The 21,928-nt window shown below is 66.1% G+C and carries 30 protein-coding genes; all 30 read right to left on the reverse strand.

Annotated features, from left to right (window positions below; all coding sequences use genetic code 11):
- Position 1 precedes the first annotated feature (1 nt).
- Positions 2–637 (reverse strand): 30S ribosomal protein S4, encoded by a 636-nt coding sequence (rpsD, locus tag JG616_RS10250; protein WP_189496879.1) that lies wholly within the window; start codon positions 635–637, stop codon positions 2–4.
- A 15-nt stretch (positions 638–652) separates the two neighbouring features.
- Positions 653–1,042: a 30S ribosomal protein S11 gene (gene rpsK / locus JG616_RS10255; RefSeq protein WP_189496882.1), complete on the reverse strand. Its 390-nt coding sequence runs from the start codon at positions 1,040–1,042 to the stop codon at positions 653–655.
- A gap of 12 nt (positions 1,043–1,054) precedes the next feature.
- Positions 1,055–1,411, reverse strand: coding sequence for a 30S ribosomal protein S13 (gene rpsM, locus JG616_RS10260; protein WP_189496883.1), 357 nt, complete (start codon positions 1,409–1,411; stop codon positions 1,055–1,057).
- A 343-nt stretch (positions 1,412–1,754) separates the two neighbouring features.
- The gene (gene secY / locus JG616_RS10265; RefSeq protein ID WP_199363321.1) at positions 1,755–3,092 is read right to left on the reverse strand and encodes a preprotein translocase subunit SecY; all 1,338 of its coding nucleotides are present in this window, start codon (positions 3,090–3,092) and stop codon (positions 1,755–1,757) included.
- A gap of 7 nt (positions 3,093–3,099) precedes the next feature.
- Complete coding sequence (gene rplO / locus JG616_RS10270) at positions 3,100–3,534, reverse strand: 50S ribosomal protein L15 (protein ID WP_199363319.1); 435 nt, start codon at positions 3,532–3,534, stop codon at positions 3,100–3,102.
- A gap of 4 nt (positions 3,535–3,538) precedes the next feature.
- On the reverse strand, positions 3,539–3,736 hold the full coding sequence (rpmD, locus tag JG616_RS10275; protein WP_199363318.1) for a 50S ribosomal protein L30: 198 nt from the start codon (positions 3,734–3,736) through the stop codon (positions 3,539–3,541).
- Positions 3,729–4,268, reverse strand: a complete 540-nt coding sequence (rpsE, locus tag JG616_RS10280) for a 30S ribosomal protein S5 (protein ID WP_199363317.1) — start codon at positions 4,266–4,268, stop codon at positions 3,729–3,731. Before rpsE ends, rpmD begins: the two co-directional genes overlap by 8 nt.
- 175 nt (positions 4,269–4,443) lie before the next feature.
- Positions 4,444–4,797 (reverse strand): 50S ribosomal protein L18, encoded by a 354-nt coding sequence (gene rplR / locus JG616_RS10285; RefSeq protein WP_199363316.1) that lies wholly within the window; start codon positions 4,795–4,797, stop codon positions 4,444–4,446.
- A gap of 30 nt (positions 4,798–4,827) precedes the next feature.
- A complete protein-coding gene (rplF, locus tag JG616_RS10290; protein WP_199363315.1) occupies positions 4,828–5,355 on the reverse strand; it encodes a 50S ribosomal protein L6 in 528 nt (175 codons plus the stop codon).
- A gap of 13 nt (positions 5,356–5,368) precedes the next feature.
- Positions 5,369–5,764: a 30S ribosomal protein S8 gene (rpsH, locus tag JG616_RS10295; RefSeq protein ID WP_199363314.1), complete on the reverse strand. Its 396-nt coding sequence runs from the start codon at positions 5,762–5,764 to the stop codon at positions 5,369–5,371.
- Positions 5,765–5,848: 84 nt separating this feature from the next.
- On the reverse strand, positions 5,849–6,154 hold the full coding sequence (rpsN, locus tag JG616_RS10300; protein ID WP_199363312.1) for a 30S ribosomal protein S14: 306 nt from the start codon (positions 6,152–6,154) through the stop codon (positions 5,849–5,851).
- Positions 6,155–6,168: 14 nt separating this feature from the next.
- Positions 6,169–6,711 carry a 50S ribosomal protein L5 gene (gene rplE, locus JG616_RS10305; RefSeq protein ID WP_199363310.1) on the reverse strand — a complete coding sequence of 181 codons (543 nt, stop codon included), beginning with the start codon at positions 6,709–6,711 and terminating at the stop codon, positions 6,169–6,171.
- Between the two features lie 10 nt (positions 6,712–6,721).
- Complete coding sequence (gene rplX, locus JG616_RS10310) at positions 6,722–7,036, reverse strand: 50S ribosomal protein L24 (protein WP_199363308.1); 315 nt, start codon at positions 7,034–7,036, stop codon at positions 6,722–6,724.
- Positions 7,037–7,058: 22 nt separating this feature from the next.
- Positions 7,059–7,427: a 50S ribosomal protein L14 gene (gene rplN / locus JG616_RS10315; protein WP_199363307.1), complete on the reverse strand. Its 369-nt coding sequence runs from the start codon at positions 7,425–7,427 to the stop codon at positions 7,059–7,061.
- 12 nt (positions 7,428–7,439) lie between these two features.
- Positions 7,440–7,706 carry a 30S ribosomal protein S17 gene (gene rpsQ, locus JG616_RS10320; protein WP_199363305.1) on the reverse strand — a complete coding sequence of 89 codons (267 nt, stop codon included), beginning with the start codon at positions 7,704–7,706 and terminating at the stop codon, positions 7,440–7,442.
- A 13-nt stretch (positions 7,707–7,719) separates the two neighbouring features.
- Positions 7,720–7,905 (reverse strand): 50S ribosomal protein L29, encoded by a 186-nt coding sequence (gene rpmC, locus JG616_RS10325; RefSeq protein WP_199363304.1) that lies wholly within the window; start codon positions 7,903–7,905, stop codon positions 7,720–7,722.
- Positions 7,905–8,318, reverse strand: coding sequence for a 50S ribosomal protein L16 (gene rplP, locus JG616_RS10330; protein ID WP_199363302.1), 414 nt, complete (start codon positions 8,316–8,318; stop codon positions 7,905–7,907). The genes rpmC and rplP overlap by 1 nt, the downstream gene beginning before the upstream one ends.
- A gap of 3 nt (positions 8,319–8,321) precedes the next feature.
- On the reverse strand, positions 8,322–9,062 hold the full coding sequence (rpsC, locus tag JG616_RS10335; protein ID WP_199363300.1) for a 30S ribosomal protein S3: 741 nt from the start codon (positions 9,060–9,062) through the stop codon (positions 8,322–8,324).
- A 4-nt stretch (positions 9,063–9,066) separates the two neighbouring features.
- Positions 9,067–9,402 (reverse strand): 50S ribosomal protein L22, encoded by a 336-nt coding sequence (rplV, locus tag JG616_RS10340; RefSeq protein WP_199363299.1) that lies wholly within the window; start codon positions 9,400–9,402, stop codon positions 9,067–9,069.
- A gap of 10 nt (positions 9,403–9,412) precedes the next feature.
- Positions 9,413–9,679 (reverse strand): 30S ribosomal protein S19, encoded by a 267-nt coding sequence (gene rpsS / locus JG616_RS10345; RefSeq protein ID WP_199363297.1) that lies wholly within the window; start codon positions 9,677–9,679, stop codon positions 9,413–9,415.
- Positions 9,680–9,685: 6 nt separating this feature from the next.
- The gene (gene rplB / locus JG616_RS10350) at positions 9,686–10,513 is read right to left on the reverse strand and encodes a 50S ribosomal protein L2 (protein ID WP_199363295.1); all 828 of its coding nucleotides are present in this window, start codon (positions 10,511–10,513) and stop codon (positions 9,686–9,688) included.
- A 10-nt stretch (positions 10,514–10,523) separates the two neighbouring features.
- Positions 10,524–10,826 carry a 50S ribosomal protein L23 gene (gene rplW, locus JG616_RS10355; RefSeq protein WP_199363294.1) on the reverse strand — a complete coding sequence of 101 codons (303 nt, stop codon included), beginning with the start codon at positions 10,824–10,826 and terminating at the stop codon, positions 10,524–10,526.
- Entirely contained in the window at positions 10,823–11,428 is a 606-nt protein-coding gene (gene rplD, locus JG616_RS10360) for a 50S ribosomal protein L4 (protein ID WP_199363352.1), read from the reverse strand. The genes rplW and rplD overlap by 4 nt, the downstream gene beginning before the upstream one ends.
- A 12-nt stretch (positions 11,429–11,440) precedes the next feature.
- Positions 11,441–12,094: a 50S ribosomal protein L3 gene (rplC, locus tag JG616_RS10365; protein WP_199363293.1), complete on the reverse strand. Its 654-nt coding sequence runs from the start codon at positions 12,092–12,094 to the stop codon at positions 11,441–11,443.
- A gap of 10 nt (positions 12,095–12,104) precedes the next feature.
- Positions 12,105–12,416, reverse strand: a complete 312-nt coding sequence (rpsJ, locus tag JG616_RS10370; RefSeq protein ID WP_024891232.1) for a 30S ribosomal protein S10 — start codon at positions 12,414–12,416, stop codon at positions 12,105–12,107.
- A gap of 469 nt (positions 12,417–12,885) precedes the next feature.
- Positions 12,886–14,076 (reverse strand): elongation factor Tu, encoded by a 1,191-nt coding sequence (tuf, locus tag JG616_RS10375; protein ID WP_199392497.1) that lies wholly within the window; start codon positions 14,074–14,076, stop codon positions 12,886–12,888.
- Between the two features lie 50 nt (positions 14,077–14,126).
- A complete protein-coding gene (gene fusA, locus JG616_RS10380) occupies positions 14,127–16,223 on the reverse strand; it encodes an elongation factor G (RefSeq protein WP_199363291.1) in 2,097 nt (698 codons plus the stop codon).
- A 129-nt stretch (positions 16,224–16,352) separates the two neighbouring features.
- Complete coding sequence (rpsG, locus tag JG616_RS10385; protein ID WP_199363290.1) at positions 16,353–16,820, reverse strand: 30S ribosomal protein S7; 468 nt, start codon at positions 16,818–16,820, stop codon at positions 16,353–16,355.
- A 50-nt stretch (positions 16,821–16,870) separates the two neighbouring features.
- A complete protein-coding gene (gene rpsL / locus JG616_RS10390; RefSeq protein ID WP_144892849.1) occupies positions 16,871–17,245 on the reverse strand; it encodes a 30S ribosomal protein S12 in 375 nt (124 codons plus the stop codon).
- A 355-nt stretch (positions 17,246–17,600) separates the two neighbouring features.
- A complete protein-coding gene (gene rpoC, locus JG616_RS10395; RefSeq protein ID WP_199363289.1) occupies positions 17,601–21,851 on the reverse strand; it encodes a DNA-directed RNA polymerase subunit beta' in 4,251 nt (1,416 codons plus the stop codon).
- Positions 21,852–21,928: the final 77 nt, after the last annotated feature.

Raw genomic sequence — 21,928 nt, forward strand, 5'->3', positions numbered from 1 at the left:
ATTACTTCGAGTACAGCTCGACGATCAGCGCTTCGTTGATGTCGGCGGGCAGGTCGCCGCGGTCGGGGACCGCCTTGAACACGCCGCTGAACTTCTTCGAGTCGACCTCGACCCAGGACGGCGACAGGTCCATGGTGGACGACACCGTCAGTGCCTCCTGGACGCGCATCTGCTTCTGGGCCTTTTCCGACAGGGCGATCGCGTCGCCGGCCTTGACCTGGTACGACGGCAGGTTCACGGACTTGCCGTTGACCGTCACGCCGCGGTGCGAGACCAGCTGGCGGGCCGCCGGGCGGGTGACCGCGAAGCCCATGCGGTAGACGACGTTGTCGAGGCGCGTCTCGAGGAGCTGCAGCAGGTTCTCACCCGTGTTGCCCTTCTTGGTCGAAGCCTTCTTGTAGTAGTTGCGGAACTGGCGCTCGAGCAGGCCATAGATACGCTTGACCTTCTGCTTTTCACGCAGCTGGACGGCGTAGTCGGAGAGCTTGCTGCGACGCGCGCCGGTGCCGGCACCGTGCTGGCCGGGCTTCTGCTCCAGCTTGCACTTCGAGTCGAGGGCGCGCGCGGGCGACTTCAGGGAGAGGTCGGCGCCTTCGCGGCGGGCGAGCTTGCAGGTGGGACCGATATAACGAGCCATTTCTTATCGCCCCCTTTAGACGCGACGCTTCTTCGGCGGACGGCACCCGTTGTGCGGGATTGGCGTCACGTCGATGATGTTGGTGATCTTGTAGCCCACGTTGTTGAGCGAGCGGACGGCGGACTCACGGCCCGGGCCCGGGCCCTTGATGCGGACTTCAAGCGACTTCACGCCGTAGTCGAGGGCGGCCTTGCCGGCCTTCTCCGCGGCGACCTGGGCAGCGAACGGGGTCGACTTGCGCGAGCCGCGGAAACCCGCGCCGCCCGAAGTCGCCCACGACAGCGCATTGCCCTGGCGGTCGGTGATGGTGATGATCGTATTGTTGAACGAAGCGTGGACGTGGGCGATGCCGTCGGTGACGACGCGCTTGATCTTCTTCTTCGGCTTAGCTGCCGGCTTGGCCATGATCTTGTTTCCTTATTTCCTGATGGCCTTGCGCGGACCCTTGCGGGTGCGGGCATTGGTCCGGGTGCGCTGGCCGCGCAGCGGGAGGCCACGACGATGGCGGAGGCCGCGGTAGCAGGCCAGGTCCATCAGGCGCTTGATCGCCATGCCGATCTCGCGACGAAGGTCGCCCTCGACCACGAACTTGCCGACTTCCGAGCGCAGGCGCTCGACTTCGGGTTCCGACAGGTCGCGGATCTTGGTGTTCGAGGCCACGCCGGCGGCGTCGCAGACGAGCTTCGAACGGGTACGGCCAATGCCGTAGATGCTTTGCAGCCCGACCCAGACGTGCTTCTGGGCAGGCAGGTTGACACCTGCAATACGCGCCATGCGCGGATCTCCAACTGTTTGGGGCGGCCGGACAGGTCATCCGGCGCAGTGAACAAGAAATTGTATCAGGATCCCGCGTTCCAAGGAAGCCCGCGGCCGCCAAAGGCGTCCGACCGGCCCGGCATGGGGAGTGTGCCCATGCTCCGGCGACGGTTCCAGGCTGGACATGCCCCCTTTCGGGGACCTGCCCGCCCGGCGCTACTCTGGCGCCGGGACTGGCCGGGGAACCACCTGCGTGCGGGACCGCCGCGCAGGTCGCCCATCAAGGCCCGGCCGCAAGGCGGTCGGGCCATGGATCCCTGGGCGTTCCGGCAGTGCCGGGCCCGGGATCCGTCTTGAATCTTCAGCCGCGCGGCAGGCCGCGCGCGCCACCCTTCAGGTTGGCCTTCTTGAGCAGGCTCTCGTACTGGTGCGACATGAGGTGGGCCTGGATCTGGGAAATGAAGTCCATCACCACCACCACCACGATCAGCAGCGACGTGCCGCCGAAGTAGAACGAGGCATTGAGCTCGCCGCGCATGAATTCCGGCAGCAGGCAGACCAGCACCAGGTAGGCCGCGCCGGCGGCGGTCAGCCGCGTCAGCACGCCATCGATGTAGTCGGCCGTGGCCTTGCCCGGACGGATGCCCGGGATCAGCGCGCCGGACTTCTTCAGGTTGTCCGCGGTTTCCTGGGAGTTGAAGACCAGGGCCGTGTAGAAGAACGTGAAGCCGGCGATCAGGCCCGCATACAGCAGGATGTAGAGCGGCTCGCCCGGCGACAGGGCCTGGCTCACGCGCTGCAGCCAGTTGGCCTGGCCGGCCTGGCTGAACCAGGTCGAGGCCGTGGCCGGGAACATGATGATCGACGACGCGAAGATCGCCGGGATCACGCCCGCCATGTTGAGCTTGAGCGGCAGGAACGAGCTCTGGTTCATGTACGCGTTGCGGCCACCCTGGCGGCGCGCGTAGTTCACCGTGATGCGGCGCTGGCCGCGCTCGACGAAGACCACGAAGTAGGTGAACGCCGCCACCAGAAGCACGATCAGGATCACCGCGATCGGGCTCATGTCGCCGTTGCGGGCGGCCTCGAAGGTGGTGATGACCGCGCTCGGCAGGCCGGCCACGATGCCGGCGAAGATGATCAGCGACACGCCGTTGCCGACGCCGCGCTCGGTGACCTGCTCACCCAGCCAGACCAGGAACATGGTGCCCGCGGTCAGGGCCACGATCGCCGTCAGCACGAAGCCGAGGCCCGGCGCGTAGGCCACGCCCTGGCTCTGCAGCATCGTGGCGATGCCGGCGGCCTGGAAGATCGCCAGCGGGATCGCGCCGATGCGCGACCACTGGGTGATCCTGCGCCGGCCGGATTCGCCTTCCTTCTGGATCGCCTTCAGGCTCGGCACGATCTGCACCAGGAGCTGGATGATGATCGAGGCGGAGATGTAGGGAATCACGTTCAGCGCGAACAGGCTGAAGCGCTCGAGGGCACCACCGGAGAACATGTTGAACATGTCCACGATGGTGCCTTCGGTCTGCTCCATCAGCCGCAGCATGGCGTCGGGATTGACGCCCGGCACCGGGATGTAGCACCCGATGCGGTAGACGATCAACGCGCCGAGGACGAACAGCAGGCGCTGGCGCAGCTCGGTGAACTTGCCGAGCCCGCCCACGCCCCCCATTGCGCTGCCGCTGCGTGCCATGCGGTGCTTACTCCTCGACCTTGCCGCCGGCGGCTTCGATCGCCGCGCGGGCACCGGCCGTGGCCAGCAGGCCCTTCAGCACCAGGGCCTTGCCGATCTCGCCCTTGAGCACGATCTTGGCGCGCTTGGCGGTGGACGGCACCAGCTTCGCGGCGCGCAGCGCCTTGAAGTCGATGTCGCCTTCCAGGCGGTCAAGCTGGTACAGCATGACTTCGGCGGTGTCGCCGGCGATGCGCGAACGGAAGCCGACCTTGGGCAGGCGCTTGCGCAGCGGCATCTGGCCGCCTTCGAAGCCGGCCTTGATCTTGCCCTTGCCCGAGCGGGCGAAGGAACCCTTGTGGCCGCGACCGGCGGTCTTGCCGAGGCCGGAGCCGATGCCGCGGCCGACGCGCTTGCGGTCGGTGCGGGCGCCCTCTGCGGGCTGCATGGTGTTGAGCTTCATGTGCTTATTCCTCGACCCGGACCAGGTAGTGGACCTTGTTGATGAGGCCACGGACCTGCGGGCTGTCCTTCAGTTCGCGGACGCTGTTGAGCTTGCCAAGGCCCAGGGCCTTGACGGACAGGCGGTGCTTGGCCTGCGAGCCGCGGAGGCCCTTGACCAGGCGCACCTTGACGGTGCCGCTGCCGGCTTCGTTCTTAGCCATGGACGATGTCCTCCAGCTTCTTGCCGCGCTTGGCCGCGATGTCGCCGGGCGAGTGCATGCCGGCGAGGCCCTTGACCGTGGCGCGGACGAGGTTGATCGGGTTGCGCGAACCGACGGCCTTGGCCAGCACGTCCTTGACGCCCACGGCCTCGAGCACGGCGCGCATCGCGCCACCGGCGATGACGCCGGTACCTTCCGAGGCAGGCTGCATGAACACGCGGGCGGCGCCGTGGCCGGCCTTCACCGTGTGGTACAGCGTGCCGCCGTTGAGATGCACGCTGGTCATGTTGCGGCGCGCCTGCTCCATCGACTTCTGGATGGCAACGGGGACCTCGCGGGCCTTGCCGTAGCCGAAGCCGACCTTGCCGGCGCCGTCACCGACCACGGTGAGCGCGGTGAAGGTGAACTGGCGGCCACCCTTGACCGTCTTGCTGACGCGGTTGACCGCGATCAGCTTCTCGATCATGCCGTCGTCGATTTCCTCGCGGTTGCGGTCGCGGTCACGACCGCGCGGTGCGCGTTCTTCTGCCATTTCGATGCTGCCTGTGTTGTTGAGGGATGTACGGCTTGGCGCCGCTTATGGTTGTGGTGCGGATCGGTGGACCGCGTTCCCGGGCAGAAGCCGGAAGGCGTCCGATGCAGCCCGCATCGGCAGGAGGCGAAGGGTGGGGCCTGCGCCCCACCCTTTCAATGCGTCGTCGTGACGCTTAGAACTGCAGGCCGCCTTCGCGCGCGGCGTCGGCCAGGGCCTTGATCCGCCCATGATACCTGTAACCGGAGCGGTCGAAGGCAACCGCGTCGATCCCGGCGGCCTTGGCCTTCTCCGCGATCGCGCGGCCGACCTTGGCGGCGGCCTCGATGTTGTTGCGGTTCTTCAGGCCTTCGCCCACGTCGGCCTGGGTGGTGCTGGCGGCAGCCAGGACCTTCGAGCCGTCGGCGGTGAACACCTGGGCGTAGAGGTGCTGGCCGGTGCGCAGCACCGACAGGCGCGGAACGCCGAGTTCGCGGATATGGGCGCGCGTCGACTTGGCGCGGCGCAGGCGGGCAATTTTCTTCTGCATGGTCTCGTTCTCCGAAAGCTGAAGGCCGGCTTAGGCCTTCTTGGCTTCCTTGCGGATGATGTTCTCGCCGGCGTACTTGACGCCCTTGCCCTTGTACGGCTCCGGCGGACGGTAGCCGCGGATCTTGGCGGCCACTTCGCCGACCTGCTGCTTGTCAGCGCCGTTGACCACGATTTCGGTCTGGGTCGGGGTGCTGATGGTGATTCCCGCCGGCGGCTTGAACAGCACCGGGTGGGAGAAACCGAGCGACAGGTTCAGGTCCTGGCCCTGCATGGCGGCACGGTAGCCGACGCCGACCAGCTCGAGCTTGCGCTCGAAGCCTTCGGAGACGCCCTGGACCATGTTGGCGATGACCGAGCGCATGGTGCCGGTGATCGCCATGTCTTCGGCGGTTGCCGGGGACAGGACGAGCTGGCCGTCTTCCATGTTGAACTCGACGCCGGACGGCATCGCCATCGACAGCGAGCCCTTCGGGCCCTTCGCGACGACGGTGCCGTCCTGGATCTTCAGCTCCACGCCCTTCGCCAGCGGGATGGGCTTCTTGGCAATTCGGGACATTACGGTTCCTCCCTTAGGCCACGAAGCACAGGACCTCGCCGCCGACGCCCAGTTGGCGCGCCTGCGCATCGGTCATGATGCCCTTCGAGGTGGAGATGATGGCGATGCCGAGGCCGTTGAGGACCTTGGGCAGTTCGGACTTGCCGCGGTAGTGGCGCAGGCCGGAGCGCGAAATGCGCTGCATGCGCTCGATGACCGGGCGGCCCTCGTAGTACTTCAGTTCGATCTCGAGCTCGGCCTTGGCGCCGTTCTCGTTCACGCGTGCGCCGGCGATGTAGCCTTCATCCTGCAGCACCTTGGCGATGGCCACCTTGGTCTTGGAGGACGGCATCTTCACCGTCGGCTTGCCGACGGCCGCCGCATTGCGCATGCGGGTCAGCATATCGGCGATGGGATCAGTCATGCTCATTGATGAATACCTTTGAGTGCACCGATATCCGCGGGATTGCGAATTCGTTGGACCGGGCCCTCGCGGACCCGGGTGTCGCTGTGGTTACCAGCTCGCCTTGCGCAGGCCGGGAACGTCACCGTTCATCGTCGCCTTGCGCAGCATGTTGCGGCCCAGGCCGAACTTGCTGTACACGGCGCGCGGACGGCCGGTCAGGGCGCAACGCGTGGTCTGGCGCGAGGGCGAGGAATCGCGGGGAAGCTTCTGCAGCTTGACCGCCGCGTCCATCTTCTCCTCGTAGCTCGCCGACTCGCTGCTGACGATCTTCTTCAGCTCGTCGCGCTTGGCGGCGAACTTCTTCGCCAGCTTCGCGCGCTTCGCTTCGCGGTTGATCATTGAGGTCTTGGCCATGGTCTCTTGTCCGGTCAGTTGCGGAACGGGAAGCGGAACGCCTCGAGCAGGGCGCGGGCTTCGTCGTTGGTCTTGGCGGTCGTGGTGATGGCGATGTCCATGCCACGCAGGGCGTCGACCTGGTCGAAATCGATCTCCGGGAAGATGATCTGTTCCTTGACGCCCATGTTGTAGTTGCCACGGCCGTCGAACGAACGACCCGAGACGCCACGGAAGTCGCGGACGCGCGGCAGCGCGACGTTGACCAGGCGGTCGAAGAACTCGTACATGTGGGCCCTGCGCAGCGTGACCTTGCAGCCGATCGGCCAGCCGTCGCGGATCTTGAACGAGGCCACCGACACGCGCGACTTGGTGACCAGCGGCTTCTGACCGGAGATCTTGGCCATGTCGGCGGTGGCGTTCTCGAGCACCTTCTTGTTCGCGGCGGCTTCGCCCACGCCCATGTTGAGCGTGATCTTGCTCAGGCGCGGAACCTGCATCGGATTCGTGTAGCCGAACTGCTCGGTGAGCTTCGGCACCACTTCTTCCTTGTAGAACTTTTCCAGACGGGTGGTCATTTCACATTCCTCAGGCGTCAATCGCCTCACCACTCGAGCGGAACACGCGTACGCGGCGTCCATCCTCGAGGACCTTGGTTCCAATGCGCTCGCCCTTGCCCGAGGCAGGGTTGAAGTGCATCACGTTCGAAGCGTCGATCGGAGCTTCGCGCTCGATCACGCCGCCCGGCTGGTTGGCCTGGGGGTTGGGCTTGGTGTGGCGCTTGATGATGTTGACGTTCGCGACGACAACCTTCTCGCCGAGCACGCGGACGACTTCGCCCTGCTTGCCCTTGTCCTTGCCTGCGGTGACGACGACGCGGTCACCCTTCTTGATGCGGTTCATGTCGGTTTCCTCTTCGTCCGGCTCAGAGCACTTCGGGTGCGAGCGAGACGATCTTCATGAACTTCTCGGAGCGCAGCTCGCGGGTCACGGGCCCGAAGATGCGGGTGCCGATCGGCTCCTGCTTGTTGTTGAGCAGCACGGCGGCGTTGCCGTCGAAGCGGATCAGCGAACCATCGGCACGACGCACGCCCTTGCGGGTGCGCACCACGACGGCGTCGTAGACCTCGCCCTTCTTGACCTTGCCGCGCGGAATGGCGTCCTTGACGGACACCTTGATGATGTCACCGATGCCGGCGTAGCGACGCTTCGAGCCGCCCAGCACCTTGATGCACATCACTTCCTTGGCACCGGAGTTGTCCGCCACCGTCAGGTGGCTCTGCATCTGGATCATTTCGGAGCCTCCTTATTCAGCGGCGCGCGTGACGATTTCGACGACGCGCCAGTTCTTGGTCTTGGACATCGGCGCGATCTCCACAACCCGGACGGTGTCGCCCTCGTTGCAGGAGTTCTCGGCGTCGTGCGCGTGCAGCTTGGTCGAGCGACGGATGTACTTGCCGTACAGCGCGTGCTTGACCTGGCGCTCGACGAGCACCGTCACGGTCTTGTCCATCTTGTTGCTGACGACGCGGCCTTCGACCGTGCGCAGCTTCTTTTCGGTATTTTCGGTCATGTCTGCCCGGTCCTTACTGCTTGGCGCCGAGGAGGGCATTGACGCGAGCGATCTCGCGGCGTACCCGACGGGCGTCGTGGGTCTTGGCGAGCTGGCCGGTCGCCTTCTGCATGCGCAGCGAGAACTGCTCCTTCTGCAGCTCGAGCAGGTGCGCCTTCAGATCGTCCGAAGACTTCTGGCGGAGTTCCTTGATGTCCATCAGCGCACCGTCCGGGTCACGAAAGTGGTGGTGACCGAGAGCTTGGCGGCCGCCAGGCGGAACGCCTCGCGTGCCGTCACTTCATCGACGCCCTCGATCTCGTAGATCATGCGGCCGGGCTGGATCTGGGCCACCCAGTACTCGACGTTGCCCTTGCCCGAGCCCATGCGGACTTCGATCGGCTTCTTCGAGATCGGCTTGTCGGGGAACACGCGGATCCACATCTTGCCGCCGCGCTTGACGTAGCGGCTGATGGCACGACGCGCGGCCTCGATCTGGCGGGCGGTCAGCTGGCCGGTCTGAGTGGCCTTCAGGCCGAACTCGCCGAAGCTGACTGCGTTCGCGCTCCAGGACAGGCCGTCGTTGCGGCCCTTGTGCATCTTGCGGTATTTGGTTCGCTTGGGTTGCAGCATGACTTAGTCCCTCGCCTCGCGTTCGCGACGCGGGCCACGCGGGCGCTCGCGGTCGCCACGATCACCACGCTCGCCGCGCGGAGAATCGTCCTGCTTTTCCTGGCCGACCTGGGCGAAGTCGAAGATCTCGCCCTTGTAGATCCAGGTCTTGATTCCAATGATTCCGTAGGTCGTCTTGGCCTCGGCGAAGCCGTAGTCGACGTCGGCGCGCAGCGTGTGAAGCGGCACGCGACCTTCGCGGTACCACTCCGAACGCGCGATCTCGGCGCCGTTCAGGCGACCGGCCACGTTGACCTTGATGCCGAGCGCGCCCAGGCGCATCGCGTTGCCGACGGCGCGCTTCATCGCGCGGCGGAACATGATGCGGCGCTCGAGCTGCTGCGCGATCGACTCGGCGACCAGCTGCGCGTCGAGCTCAGGCTTGCGGACCTCGGTGACGTTGATGTGCGCCGGGACGCCCATCATGTCGCTGACTTCCTTGCGCAGCTTCTCGATGTCCTCGCCGCGCTTGCCGATCACCACGCCCGGGCGGGCGGTGTGGATCGTCACGCGGGCCGACTTCGAGGGACGCTCGATCAGGATCTTGCTGATCCCGGCGGCGGCCAGCTTCTTGCGGAGCATCTCGCGGACCTTCAGGTCCGACGCCAGGTACCCGGCGTATTCCTTCTTGCCGGCGTACCACTTGGAATTCCAGTCCTTGGAGATGCCAAGGCGGATGCCGGTGGGGTGAACTTTGTGACCCATATGCTTACTTCCCCTCGCCGACAACGACGGTGATGTGGCTGGTGCGCTTGAGGATGCGCGTGCCGCGACCCTTCGCCCGCGCCATGAAGCGCTTCAGCGTCGGGCCTTCGTCGACCATGATCGCCTTGACCTTCAGCTCGTCGACGTCCGCGCCGAGGTTGTTCTCGGCGTTGGAGGTGGCCGAATACACGACCTTGTAGATCAGGTGGGCGGCCTTCTTGTCGCTGAACTTCAGCAAGTCGAGGGCGCGCGAGGCCGAGAGGCCACGGACCTGGTCGGCGACCAGGCGTGCCTTCTGCGGGGAGATGCGCACGGTGCGCAGGATTGCCTTCGCTTCCATCGTCATCTCCTTAACGCGACTTCTTGTCGCCGCCATGACCCTTGAAGGTCCTGGTCAGGGCGAACTCGCCGAGCTTGTGGCCAACCATGTTCTCGTTGACCAGCACCGGGACGTGGTTGCGACCGTTGTGCACCGCGATGGTGAAACCCACCATCTCCGGGAGCACCATCGAACGGCGCGACCAGGTCTTGATCGGCTTCTTGGTGTTGCCCGCCGCTTCCACCTTCTTGACGAGGTGGTGGTCGACGAACGGGCCCTTCTTGAGTGAACGTGCCATGGTCGGTTAGCTCCTGCGGTCGCGCACGATGAACTGCTGCGTCCGCTTGTTGTGGCGGGTCTTGTAACCCTTGGTCGGCACGCCCCACGGGGTGACCGGGTGCGGGTTGCCCTGGCCGGCCTTGGCCTCACCACCGCCGTGCGGATGGTCGACCGGGTTCATGGCCGCGCCGCGGACGGTCGGCTTGATGCCGCGCCAGCGCTTGGCGCCCGCCTTGCCCAGCTTCTCCAGGTTGTGCTCGGAGTTGCCAACTTCGCCGATGGTCGCGCGGCACTCGGCCGGAACGCGGCGCATCTCGCCCGAACGCAGGCGGAGCGTGGCGTACACGCCCTCGCGCGCCACCAGCTGCACGCCGGCACCGGCGGCACGGGCGATCTGCGCGCCCTTGCCCGGCTTCATCTCGATGCAGTGCACGGTGGAGCCGACCGGGATGTTGCGCAGCGGCAGGGTGTTGCCGGCGCGGATCGGGGCGTCGTTGCCCGCGATCACCTGGTCGCCCGTCTTCAGGCCCTTGGGGGCGATGATGTAGCGGCGCTCACCGTCGATGTAGACCAGCAGCGCGATGTGCGCGGTGCGGTTGGGGTCGTACTCGATCCGCTCCACGCGCGCCGGGATGCCTTCCTTGTCGCGCTTGAAGTCGATGATGCGGTAATGCTGCTTGTGGCCACCACCGATGTGACGGGTGGTGATGCGGCCGTGGTGGTTGCGGCCACCGGTCTTGCTCTGCTTCTCGACCAGCGGCGCGTAGGGCGCACCCTTGTGCAGCTCGGGCGTGACCACGCGGACTGCACTGCGGCGGCCGGCGGAGGTGGGCTTGAAATTCATCAATGGCATGGGGGCTTCCTCAGGCCTTGGCGTTCATGACGTCGATCGACTGGCCTTCGGCAAGCGTCACATACGCCTTGCGCCAGTCGCCGCGACGGCCGTTGCGGTTGCGGAAGGCCTTCTGCTTGCCCTTCACGTTCAGCACGTTGACCGCTTCGACCTTGACGTCGAACAGCTTCTCGACCGCGATCTTGATGTCGGCCTTGGTGGCATCGGTCGCCACTTCGAACGCGTACTGGTTGGACACTTCCTGCAGGCGCGCGGTCTTCTCGGACACGCGCGGCGCACGGATCAGTGCATAAAGCTTGGCGTCGTTGATCATGCCAGCCACTCCTCGATCTTCTTCATGGCGTCGGCCGTGACCAGCACGCTGTCGGCGCCGACCAGCGAGACCGGGTCCAGGCCCTGCACGTCGCGGATCTCGACGTAGGGCAGGTTGCGCGCGGACAGGTACAGGTGCTCCGAGGCGTCCTCGGTCACGATCAGCGGACGGCGGCCCAGGTCGAAGCCCTTCAGCTTCTCGACCAGCGCGCTCGTCTTCGTACCCTCGACGTCGAAGGTCTCGACGACCTGCAGTCGGCCCTGGCGGACCAGCTCGGAGAGGATCGCCATCATCGCCGCGCGGTACATCTTGCGGTTGACCTTCTGCTCGAAGCTGCGCGGCTTGGCCGCGAAGGTCACGCCGCCGCCGACGAAGATCGGGGCCGTCAGTGCGCCATGACGCGCGCCGCCGCCCTTCTGCTTCTTCGACTTCTTGGTCGTGCCGTTGACTTCGGAGCGCGTCTTCTGCGCCTTGGTGCCGGCACGACCCGCATTGCGGTACGCGACCACGACCTGGTGGACCAGGTCACGGTTGAACTCGCGACCGAACACCACGTCGGAGACCGACATCTTGTTGCTGCTACCCGTAATAGAGAGTTCCATCGTCATCTCTCCTTATCCTTTGCTCGCGGGACGCACGATCACGTCTCCGCCCGGCGCGCCCGGAACCGCACCCTTCACGGCGATCAGGCCGCGCTCGGCGTCGACCCGGACCACCTCGAGGTTCTGCGTGCTCTGACGGACGGCACCCATGTGGCCTGCCATCTTCTTGCCCGGGAACACGCGACCCGGGGTCTGGCGCTGGCCGATCGAGCCCGGCGAGCGGTGCGACAGCGAGTTGCCGTGCGTCGCGTCGCCCATGCTGAAGTTCCAGCGCTTGATCGTGCCCTGGAAGCCCTTGCCCTTGGTCACGCCCTGGACGTCGACCATCTGGCCAACCTCGAAGATGTCGGCCTTGATCTCGCCGCCCACTTCGAAGTCGCCGATCTTGTCGTCGGCCACGCGCAGCTCCCAGAGGCCACGACCGGCTTCGACCTTGGCCTTGGCCAGGTGGCCGGCTTCGGGCTTGTTCACCAGCACGGCGCGCTTGCTGCCGACGGTGACCTGCACGGCGCTGTAGCCGTCGGTCGCGCTGGTCTTCACCTGGGTGATGCGGTTCGGGGTGGCTTCGATCAGGGTCACCGGGATGGACTGGCCGTCCTCGGTGAACACCCGGCTCATGCCGGCCTTGCGACCGACGATTCCCAGCGAATACTTCTTCGCAGTCATGTCAGTGGCCTCAGGTCAGCTTGATCTGGACGTCGACGCCGGCCGCGAGCTCGAGCTTCATCAGCGCGTCCACGGTCTTGTCGTTGGGGTCGACGATGTCAAGCACGCGCTTGTGCGTGCGGGTTTCGTACTGGTCACGCGCATCCTTGTCGACGTGCGGCGACGTCAGGATGGTGTAACGCTCGATCTTGGTCGGCAGGGGGATCGGGCCGCGCACCTGGGCGCCCGTCCGCTTGGCCGTTTCGACGATCTCGCTGGCCGAACGGTCGATCAGTCGATGATCGAACGCCTTCAGCCGGATCCGGATCTTTTGGTCCGCCATGACGGAATTCCTTCGTTAAAAGAGCGACAGGCCCGCGGCTGGGTGCGCGGAACCCCTGAGTTCAATGATTGCCGGCCCGAAACCCTGCGCACCGGCAACCTTCCCTGCAAAAAACGAGGCAGGCCGGTTGCCCGGCCCGCCCAGACGGAGAAGCGAACGCGACGATTCCCCTGGTCCGCTGTGTCCCGAAGAGCTTCGGGAGGGACCGGGGTACTGCCGCGCGACGTGTTCCCTGTCTGGCGAAGACGAGGCGCATCCTGCACCTCATTTCGCGGTTCCGGCGGGCTCCCGAAGGTTCCCGCCGAAGTAGTCAGCAAGTATAGCCGGCTCCGCAGGTCAAGTGCAACACCCCGGAACCAATTAGGCCGTCGGCGTAAGCCGATGGCCGCTGGCGTTATCCGACCTGCTTGCAGGCCGGATCAACGGCAGCACATATCGGGGCGGCCAACGGCCGCCGGGATATGACTGTTTACTTGATGATCTTGGCGACGACGCCCGCGCCCACGGTACGGCCACCCTCGCGGATCGCGAAGCGCAGCCCCTCGTCCATCGCGATCGGGTTGATCAGCGAGACCACCATCTTCACGTTGTCGCCCGGCATCACCATCTCGACGCCTTCCGGCAGCTCGCAGGCGCCGGTGATGTCGGTGGTGCGGAAGTAGAACTGCGGACGGTAGCCCTTGAAGAACGGCGTGTGGCGGCCGCCCTCGTCCTTCGACAGCACGTAAACCTCGGCCTCGAAGTCCGTGTGCGGCTTGATCGAACCCGGCTTGCACAGCACCTGGCCGCGCTCGACGTCGTCGCGCTTGGTGCCGCGCAGCAGCAGGCCGGCGTTGTCGCCCGCCTGGCCCTGGTCGAGCAGCTTGCGGAACATCTCGACGCCGGTGACGGTCGTCTTCTGGGTGTCGCGGATACCGACGATCTCGATTTCCTCGCCCACCTTGATGATGCCGCGCTCGATGCGGCCGGTCACCACGGTGCCGCGGCCCGAGATCGAGAACACGTCTTCCACCGGCATCAGGAAGGTCTTGTCGATGTCACGCTCGGGCTCCGGGATCCAGGTGTCCAGGGCCTCGACCAGCTTGATGATCGCCGGCACGCCGATGTCCGACTGGTCGCCTTCCAGCGCCTTCAGCGCCGAACCGTGGATGATCGGGGTGTCGTCGCCCGGGAAGTCGTACTTCGACAGCAGCTCGCGCACTTCCATCTCGACCAGCTCGAGGAGCTCCGCGTCGTCGACCATGTCGGCCTTGTTCAGGAACACCACGATGTACGGCACGCCGACCTGGCGCGCCAGCAGGATGTGCTCGCGCGTCTGCGGCATCGGGCCGTCAGCGGCCGAGCACACCAGGATCGCGCCGTCCATCTGCGCCGCACCGGTGATCATGTTCTTGACGTAGTCGGCGTGCCCGGGGCAGTCGACGTGCGCGTAGTGGCGGTTCGGGCTCTCGTACTCCACGTGCGAGGTCGAGATCGTGATGCCACGCGCCTTCTCTTCCGGCGCCTTGTCGATCGCGTCATAGGCGTGGAATTCGCCGCCGAAACGCTCCGCACCGATCTTCGTCAGCGCCGCCGTCAGCGTCGTCTTGCCGTGGTCCACGTGACCGATCGTGCCCACGTTCACGTGGGGCTTGGTGCGCTCGAACTTACCCTTGGCCATGATTGCAGTCTCTCTAGAGTTGGTTGTCTGGTTGCCGTCGCCGGCGCGGCTTACTTCTTCTTCACCACTTCATCGGCGATGTTCGACGGCGCTTCCGCGTAGTGGTCGAACTCCATCGTGAAGGTGGCGCGGCCCTGCGACATCGAGCGCAGGCTGGTGGCATAGCCGAACATCTCGCCCAGCGGGATCATCGCGTTGATGATCTTGCCCGACAGGCTGTCGTCCTGGCCCTGGAGGATGCCGCGGCGGCGGCTCACGTCGCCCATGACGTCACCCAGGTAGTCCTCGGGGCTGACGATCTCGACCTTCATGATCGGCTCGAGCAGGACCGGCGAGGCCCTCTGGAAACCTTCCTTGAAGCCCATCGAGCCCGCGATCTTGAACGCCATTTCGGACGAGTCGACCTCGTGGTACGAACCGTCGTACAGCTTCACCTTGACGTCCACGATCGGGTAGCCGGCGAGGATGCCGTTGGCCACCGCTTCCTGGATGCCCTTGTCGACGGCCGGGATGTATTCCTTCGGCACCACGCCGCCGACGATCGCGTTCTCGAACTCGTAGCCGGTACCCGGCTCCTGCGGCGAGATCTCGAGCCACACGTGGCCGAACTGGCCCTTGCCGCCCGACTGGCGGACGAACTTGCCTTCCGACTTGACCGTCTTGCGGATGGTCTCGCGGTAGGCCACCTGCGGCTTGCCGACGTTGGCCTCGACGTTGAACTCGCGCTTCATGCGGTCGACGATGATGTCCAGGTGCAGCTCGCCCATGCCGGCGATGATGGTCTGGCCGGATTCCTCGTCGGTGCGGACGCGGAACGAAGGATCTTCCTGCGCCAGGCGGCCCAGGGCGATGCCCATCTTTTCCTGGTCGGACTTGGTCTTCGGCTCCACGGCCATCGAGATGACCGGCTCCGGGAACACCATGCGCTCGAGCACGATCGGCGCGTCCTGGGCGCAGAGGGTGTCACCGGTGGTGACATCCTTCAGGCCCACGGCAGCGGCGATGTCGCCCGCCAGCACTTCCTTGATCTCTTCGCGGTTGTTGGAATGCATCTGCAGCAGGCGGCCGATGCGCTCCTTCTTGCCCTTGACCGAGTTCAACACCTGGTCGCCGGCGTTGAGCTTGCCCGAGTACACGCGGAAGAAGGTCAGCGAGCCCACGAACGGGTCGGTGATGATCTTGAACGCGAGCGCGGAGAACGGCGCGTTGTCGCTGGACTCGCGGCTCAGCTCCTTGGACTCGTCATCCACGTCCGTACCGCGGATCGAGGGCACGTCGACCGGCGACGGCAGCAGCTGCACGACGCCGTCGAGCATCGCCTGGACGCCCTTGTTCTTGAACGCGGTGCCGCAGAACATCGGCACGATCTCGGTGGCCAGGGTGCGCGCACGCAGGCCGGCGACGATCTCGTCCTCGGACAGCTCACCGCCCTCGAGGTACTTGTCCATCAGCGCCTCGTTGGCCTCGGCGGCCGACTCGACCATGTAGGCGCGCGCCTCCTTCGCCTGCTCGAGCAGCTCGGCGGGGACCTCGCGATACTCGAAGGTCAGGCCCTGGCTGGCGGTATCCCAGTGGATCGCCTTCATCTTCAGCAGGTCGACCACGCCCTCGAAGCCGTCCTCGGCGCCGATCGGCACCTGCATCGGCACGGGCGCGGCGCCCAGGCGCGACTTCAGCTGGTCGCGGACCTTGACGAAGTTGGCGCCGGTGCGGTCCATCTTGTTGACGAACGCGATGCGCGGGACCTTGTACTTGTTGGCCTGGCGCCACACGGTCTCGGACTGCGGCTGCACGCCGCCGACCGCGCAGAGCACGAACACCGCGCCGTCGAGCACGCGCAGCGAACGCTCCACCTCGATGGTGAAGTCGACGTGCCCGGGGGTGTCGATGATGTTGAAGCGGTGCTCGGGCAGGGTCTTGTCCATGCCCTTCCAGAACGCGGTCGTGGCGGCGGACTGGATCGTGATGCCGCGCTCCTGCTCCTGTTCCATCCAGTCCATGGTGGCGGCGCCGTCGTGCACTTCACCGAGCTTGTGGCTCTTGCCGGTGTAGAACAGGATGCGCTCGGACGTGGTGGTCTTGCCGGCATCGATGTGGGCCATGATGCCGAAGTTGCGATAGCGGTCGATGGGAGTGGTGCGGGCCACGGCGATCTCTCTGTATTTTTTGTCCACTGTCGCGGACGTGCGGAATGGTTCCGGATGGGCGAATGCCGCCCTGCGGCGGCACCCGGCCAAGCGATCATCTGGCCGGCGTCAGGCGCCGGCCGTGCGCCGTTACCAGCGGTAGTGCGCGAAGGCCTTGTTGGCCTCGGCCATGCGGTGCGTCTCTTCGCGCTTCTTGATCGCGCCACCGCGGTTCTCGGAGGCGTCGATCAGCTCGGCGGCGAGCTTGCGCGGCATGCTGTTCTCGCCGCGCTTGCGGGCGGAATCGATCAGCCAGCGCATCGCCAGCGCCATGCGGCGCGACTGGCGCACTTCGACCGGCACCTGGTAGGTGGCGCCGCCGACACGGCGGGACTTCACCTCGACCGACGGCGAGATGTTGCCGAGCGCCTTCTCGACGACTTCCAGCGGGTTCGGGTTGCGCTCGCCGATGACGTCCATGGCGCCGTACACGATCTTCTCGGCGACGGACTTCTTGCCGCTGTACATCACCATGTTGATGAAGCGCGCGATGGTCTCGCTACCGTGCTTGGGGTCGGGCAGCACCGAGCGCTGCGGGGTGTTTCCTTTACGCGACATTGTTCTCGAGCCTTTTCAGTATCTGTTCGAAGGGCGGGAAAGGGACTGGATCAGCCCTTCGGACGCTTGGCGCCGTACTTGGAACGGGCCTGCTTGCGCTTGGCGACGCCGGCGGCGTCGAGCGAGCCACGCACGGTGTGGTAGCGCACGCCCGGCAGGTCCTTGACGCGACCGCCGCGGATCAGCACCACCGAGTGCTCCTGCAGGTTGTGGCCTTCGCCACCGATGTAGGAGATGACCTCGTAGCCGTTGGTGAGGCGCACCTTGGCGACCTTGCGCAGGGCCGAGTTCGGCTTCTTCGGGGTCGTGGTGTAGACGCGGGTGCACACGCCACGACGCTGCGGGCAGTTCTGCAGCGCGGGCGAGTTGCTCTTGTAGGTTTCCGGGCTGCGCGGCTTGCGCACCAGCTGGTTGATCGTTGCCATCGGTGTCGGGTCTTCTGCTCCGGGCGCGAGGCCCGCTGTTGGGTATGACGGGCTGGGCCCGGCTCGGTGGCGGGCCCCAGGGGGCTCGCCGGCCGCACGGTCCAGGTTCCGTGCGCGAAAACGAAGGCAGGCGGAGTCAACCCAGCCTGCCGAGACGGAAAAGTATAGCCGGCGTCGACGCCCAGCGTCAACGCAGCCAAGGGACCGGGCAGGCAGCACTCCGCATTCCGGGGCGCGCCTGGGCCATGGTCATCTTTCCCGCCCTTCCTGGGCCGAACACGAGGCGCCTCCATGGCACCTCATTTCGGGATCTGGGACGGCCCCCGGGAGGGCCGTCACTGACTTTGGATCGGTATTACTCGCCGGCGCCTTCGGCCAGGGGTGCATCGCCCCCCTCGACCTGCGCCGTCTCCTCGACCTGCGACTCTTCCACGACGGTGACCGCGGACAGGGCCTCCATCTCGGACTCGGTCAGGCCGGAGGCGTTCTTGCGACGCTGCGTATGGTACGCCAGTCCGGTGCCCGCGGGAATCAGGCGGCCGACGATCACGTTCTCCTTCAGGCCGCGCAGGCTGTCACGGGTGCCGCGGACGGCCGCCTCGGTCAGCACGCGGGTGGTCTCCTGGAAGGAGGCCGCGGAGATGAACGACTCGGTCGCCAGCGACGCCTTGGTGATGCCCAGCAGCACCGGATCGTAGTGCACCGGCAGCTCGCCCTTGGCGTTGTGCTTCTCGTTGGCCTCGATGACGCGCTGGCGCTCGGCCTGCTCGCCATTGAGGAAACGGGTGCTGTCGCCGGCATCGGTGATCTCGACCTTGCGCAGCATCTGGCGGACGATCACCTCGATGTGCTTGTCGTTGATCTTGACGCCCTGCAGGCGGTAGACGTCCTGGATTTCCTTGGTCAGGTACGACGCCAGCTCCTCGACGCCCTTCAGGCGCAGGATGTCCTGGGGGCTCGGCTCGCCGTCCACCACGGTCTCGCCCTTCTCCACGTGCTCGCCCTCGAACACGATGATCTGGCGATACTTCGGGATCAGCTCCTCGTGATCGTCACCGTCGGCCGCCTTGATGATCAGGCGCTGCTTGCCCTTGGTGTCCTTGCCGAAGCTCACCACGCCGGACTTCTCGGCGAGGATCGCCGGGTCCTTCGGCTTGCGCGCCTCGAACAGGTCGGCCACGCGCGGCAGGCCGCCGGTGATGTCGCGGGTCTTGGACGCTTCCTGCGGGATCTTCGCCACCACGTCGCCCACGCCGACGGACGCGCCGTCCTGCATGTTGACGATCGAACGCGGCGGCAGCAGGTACTGCGCCGGCAGGTCGGTGCCGGGGATGTTGAGGTCCTCGCCGGTCTTGGCGTCGACGATGCGGATCAGCGGGCGCAGGTCCTTGCCCTGGGAACCGCGACGCTTCGGATCGGTGATCTCGCGCGAGGCGAGGCCGGTCAACTCGTCGGTCTTCTCGATGACGGTGACGCCGTCGATGAAGTCGATGAAGCGCATCACGCCCTTCACTTCCGACACGATCGGGTGGTTATGCGGGTCCCAGGTGGCAACCGTCTGGCCGGCCTTGACCGCCATGCCGTCCTTCGCGTTGATGGTCGCGCCGTAGGGCAGCTTGTAGCGCTCGCGCTCGCGGCCATGCTGGTCGAGCACCGAGATCTCGCCCGAGCGCGACACGCCGACCAGGTGGCCCGCGGAGTGCGACACGAACTTGACGTTGTTGAACTTCACCGAGCCGGTGGTCTTGACCGTCACGTTGTCGATCGCGGCCGCACGCGACGCCGCGCCACCGATGTGGAAGGTCCGCATCGTCAGCTGGGTGCCGGGCTCGCCGATCGACTGGGCGGCAACCACGCCCACGGCCTCGCCGAGGTTGACGAGGTGGCCACGGCCGAGGTCACGGCCATAGCAGTGGGCGCAGACGCCGAACGACGACTCGCAGGTGATGGTCGAACGCACCTGGATCGCCTGCACGCCGGCGTCCTCGAGCTTCTGCACCCAGGCTTCGTCGAGCAGCGTGTTGCGGGTGACGATCGGATCCTCGTCGTCGCCCGGCAGGAACACGTCCTCGGCCACCATGCGGCCGAGCACGCGGTCCTTCAGCGGCTCGACCACGTCGCCGCCTTCGACGATCGGGGTCATGCTCAGGCCGTCGCGGGTGCCGCAGTCGGTCTCGGTGATCACCACGTCCTGCGCCACGTCGACCAGGCGACGGGTCAGGTAGCCGGAGTTCGCGGTCTTCAGCGCGGTATCCGCCAGGCCCTTTCGCGCACCGTGGGTCGAGATGAAGTACTGCTGGACGTTCAGGCCCTCGCGGAAGTTCGAGGTGATCGGGGTCTCGATGATCGAGCCGTCGGGCTTGGCCATCAGGCCGCGCATGCCCGCCAGCTGGCGGATCTGCGCCTGCGAACCACGCGCGCCGGAGTCGGCCATGATGTAGACCGAGTTCATCGACTTCTGCTCGACCCGCTCGCCCTTGGCGTTGGTGACGATCTCGGTGCCGATGGTCTTCATCATCGCCTGGGCGACGCGCTCGTTGGTGCGCGACCAGATGTCCACGACCTTGTTGTAGCGCTCGCCGGCGGTGACCAGGCCGGACTGGTACTGCTGCTGGATCTCCAGGACCTCGGCCTCGGCCTCGGCCAGGATGCCCTTCTTCTCGTCCGGGATCACCATGTCGTCGATGCCGATCGAGACGCCGGCGCGCGTGGCGTACGCGAAGCCGGTGTACATCAGCTTGTCGGCGAACACGACCGTGTCCTTCAGGCCGAGCATGCGGTAGCAGGAGTTGATCAGGCGGCTGATGTTCTTCTTGTTCAGCTCGGTGTTGGCCAGCGCGAACGGCAGGCCTTCCGGCAGGATCTCGGCCAGCAGGGCGCGCCCGACCGTGGTCTCCACGATCGAGGTCTTCTTCTCGCGGTTGCCGTCCTCGTCGGCCACGGTCTCGGAAATGCGGACCTTGACCTTGGCGTGCAGGCCGGCGGCCTTGTTGTCGTAGGCGCGCTTGACCTCGGCGACGTTCGCGAACGCCATGCCCTCGCCCACCGTGTTCTCCAGCGCGCGGGTCATGTAGTACAGACCCAGGACCACGTCCTGCGACGGCACGATGATCGGCTCGCCGTTGGCGGGCGACAGGATGTTGTTCGACGACATCATCAGCGCACGCGCTTCCAGCTGGGCCTCGAGGCTCAGCGGGACGTGCACGGCCATCTGGTCACCGTCGAAGTCGGCGTTGAACGCGGTGCAGACCAGCGGGTGCAGCTGGATGGCCTTGCCCTCGATCAGCACCGGCTCGAACGCCTGGATGCCCAGGCGGTGCAGGGTCGGCGCGCGGTTCAGCAGCACCGGGTGCTCGCGGATCACCTCTTCGAGGATGTCCCACACCTCGGCCTCTTCGCGCTCGACCAGCTTCTTGGCGGCCTTGATCGTCGTGGCCAGGCCACGGCGCTGCAGCTTGGCGAAGATGAAGGGCTTGAACAGCTCCAGCGCCATCTTCTTCGGCAGGCCGCACTCGTGCAGGCGCAGCGTCGGGCCGACCACGATGACCGAACGGCCCGAGTAGTCGACGCGCTTGCCCAGCAGGTTCTGGCGGAACCGGCCCTGCTTGCCCTTGATCATGTCGGCGAGCGACTTCAGCGGGCGCTTGTTGGTGCCGGTGATGGCGCGGCCACGGCGGCCGTTGTCCATCAGCGCATCGACCGATTCCTGCAGCATGCGCTTCTCGTTGCGCACGATGATGTCGGGCGCATTGAGTTCGAGCAGGCGGCGCAGGCGGTTGTTGCGGTTGATGACGCGGCGGTACAGGTCGTTCAGGTCGGAGGTCGCGAAGCGGCCACCGTCCAGCGGGACCAGCGGGCGCAGGTCCGGCGGCAGCACCGGCAGCACGGTCATGACCATCCACTCGGGGCGGTTGCCCGACTCGAGGAAGGCCTCGACCAGCTTGATGCGCTTGGTGAGGCGCTTGAGCTTGGTCTCGGAGCCGGTGGCGGCGATCTCTTCCTTCAGGCGCACCATCTCGGCCTGCAGGTCGATCGTGCGCAGCAGGTCGAACACGGCCTCGGCGCCCATCGCGGCGTCGAAGTCGTCGCCGTGCTCCTGGCGCATCTGCATGAACTGCTCTTCGTTGAGCAGCTGGCCACGCTCCATCGGCGTCAGGCCCGGCTCGGTGACGACGAACGCCTCGAAATAGAGGATGCGCTCGATGTCACGCAGCGTCATGTCCAGCATCAGGCCGATGCGCGACGGCAGCGACTTGAGGAACCAGATGTGCGCGGTGGGGCTGGCGAGGTCGATGTGGCCCATGCGCTCGCGGCGCACCTTGGCCAGGGTGACCTCGGTGCCGCACTTCTCGCAGACCACGCCGCGGTGCTTCATGCGCTTGTACTTGCCGCACAGGCACTCGTAGTCCTTCACCGGCCCGAAGATGGCGGCGCAGAACAGGCCGTCGCGCTCGGGCTTGAAGGTGCGGTAGTTGATGGTCTCGGGCTTCTTGACTTCGCCGAACGACCACGAACGGATCAGGTCGGGCGAGGCCAGCGCGATCTTGATCGCGTCGAAGTCGAGCGCCGGGCGCTGCTGGTTGAACAGGTTCAGAAGGTCTTTCATGTGTTTCTCCGGGAACGGGAATCGAGGACGTGGCTGCGGTGCTCACCGGAGGCGGGCGCGTGGTGCGCGCCCTGCCC

The sequence above is a fragment of the Luteimonas sp. MC1895 genome, assembly GCF_016457215.1.
In the GTDB taxonomy this organism is placed as follows: domain Bacteria; phylum Pseudomonadota; class Gammaproteobacteria; order Xanthomonadales; family Xanthomonadaceae; genus Luteimonas.

Coding starts and splice junctions, on each gene's coding strand:
- rpsG (WP_199363290.1), bottom strand. CDS start 16,820: ATGTCGCGTAAAGGAAACACCCCGCAGCGCTCGGTGCTGCCCGACCCC.
- rplV (WP_199363299.1), bottom strand. CDS start 9,402: ATGGAAGCGAAGGCAATCCTGCGCACCGTGCGCATCTCCCCGCAGAAG.
- rpsN (WP_199363312.1), bottom strand. CDS start 6,154: ATGGCCAAGACCTCAATGATCAACCGCGAAGCGAAGCGCGCGAAGCTG.
- rplF (WP_199363315.1), bottom strand. CDS start 5,355: ATGTCCCGAATTGCCAAGAAGCCCATCCCGCTGGCGAAGGGCGTGGAG.
- rpsS (WP_199363297.1), bottom strand. CDS start 9,679: ATGGCACGTTCACTCAAGAAGGGCCCGTTCGTCGACCACCACCTCGTC.
- tuf (WP_199392497.1), bottom strand. CDS start 14,076: ATGGCCAAGGGTAAGTTCGAGCGCACCAAGCCCCACGTGAACGTGGGC.
- rplR (WP_199363316.1), bottom strand. CDS start 4,797: ATGCAGAAGAAAATTGCCCGCCTGCGCCGCGCCAAGTCGACGCGCGCC.
- rplB (WP_199363295.1), bottom strand. CDS start 10,513: ATGCCATTGATGAATTTCAAGCCCACCTCCGCCGGCCGCCGCAGTGCA.
- rplW (WP_199363294.1), bottom strand. CDS start 10,826: ATGATCAACGACGCCAAGCTTTATGCACTGATCCGTGCGCCGCGCGTG.
- rpsQ (WP_199363305.1), bottom strand. CDS start 7,706: ATGACCGAAAATACCGAAAAGAAGCTGCGCACGGTCGAAGGCCGCGTC.
- rplP (WP_199363302.1), bottom strand. CDS start 8,318: ATGCTGCAACCCAAGCGAACCAAATACCGCAAGATGCACAAGGGCCGC.
- rpsD (WP_189496879.1), bottom strand. CDS start 637: ATGGCTCGTTATATCGGTCCCACCTGCAAGCTCGCCCGCCGCGAAGGC.
- rpoC (WP_199363289.1), bottom strand. CDS start 21,851: ATGAAAGACCTTCTGAACCTGTTCAACCAGCAGCGCCCGGCGCTCGAC.
- rplC (WP_199363293.1), bottom strand. CDS start 12,094: ATGACTGCGAAGAAGTATTCGCTGGGAATCGTCGGTCGCAAGGCCGGC.
- rpsJ (WP_024891232.1), bottom strand. CDS start 12,416: ATGGCGGACCAAAAGATCCGGATCCGGCTGAAGGCGTTCGATCATCGA.
- rpsH (WP_199363314.1), bottom strand. CDS start 5,764: ATGAGCATGACTGATCCCATCGCCGATATGCTGACCCGCATGCGCAAT.
- rplE (WP_199363310.1), bottom strand. CDS start 6,711: ATGACCACCCGTCTGGAAAAGTTCTACAAGGAAGAAGTGGTGCCGAAG.
- rpmC (WP_199363304.1), bottom strand. CDS start 7,905: ATGGACATCAAGGAACTCCGCCAGAAGTCTTCGGACGATCTGAAGGCG.
- rpsC (WP_199363300.1), bottom strand. CDS start 9,062: ATGGGTCACAAAGTTCACCCCACCGGCATCCGCCTTGGCATCTCCAAG.
- rplN (WP_199363307.1), bottom strand. CDS start 7,427: ATGATCCAGATGCAGAGCCACCTGACGGTGGCGGACAACTCCGGTGCC.
- rpmD (WP_199363318.1), bottom strand. CDS start 3,736: ATGGCTAAGAACGAAGCCGGCAGCGGCACCGTCAAGGTGCGCCTGGTC.
- secY (WP_199363321.1), bottom strand. CDS start 3,092: ATGGCACGCAGCGGCAGCGCAATGGGGGGCGTGGGCGGGCTCGGCAAG.
- rpsK (WP_189496882.1), bottom strand. CDS start 1,042: ATGGCCAAGCCGGCAGCTAAGCCGAAGAAGAAGATCAAGCGCGTCGTC.
- rpsM (WP_189496883.1), bottom strand. CDS start 1,411: ATGGCGCGTATTGCAGGTGTCAACCTGCCTGCCCAGAAGCACGTCTGG.
- rplX (WP_199363308.1), bottom strand. CDS start 7,036: ATGAACCGCATCAAGAAGGGTGACCGCGTCGTCGTCACCGCAGGCAAG.
- rplD (WP_199363352.1), bottom strand. CDS start 11,428: ATGGAACTCTCTATTACGGGTAGCAGCAACAAGATGTCGGTCTCCGAC.
- rplO (WP_199363319.1), bottom strand. CDS start 3,534: ATGAAGCTCAACACCATGCAGCCCGCAGAGGGCGCCCGCACCGACCGC.
- rpsL (WP_144892849.1), bottom strand. CDS start 17,245: ATGGCAACGATCAACCAGCTGGTGCGCAAGCCGCGCAGCCCGGAAACC.
- rpsE (WP_199363317.1), bottom strand. CDS start 4,268: ATGGCAGAAGAACGCGCACCGCGCGGTCGTGACCGCGACCGCAACCGC.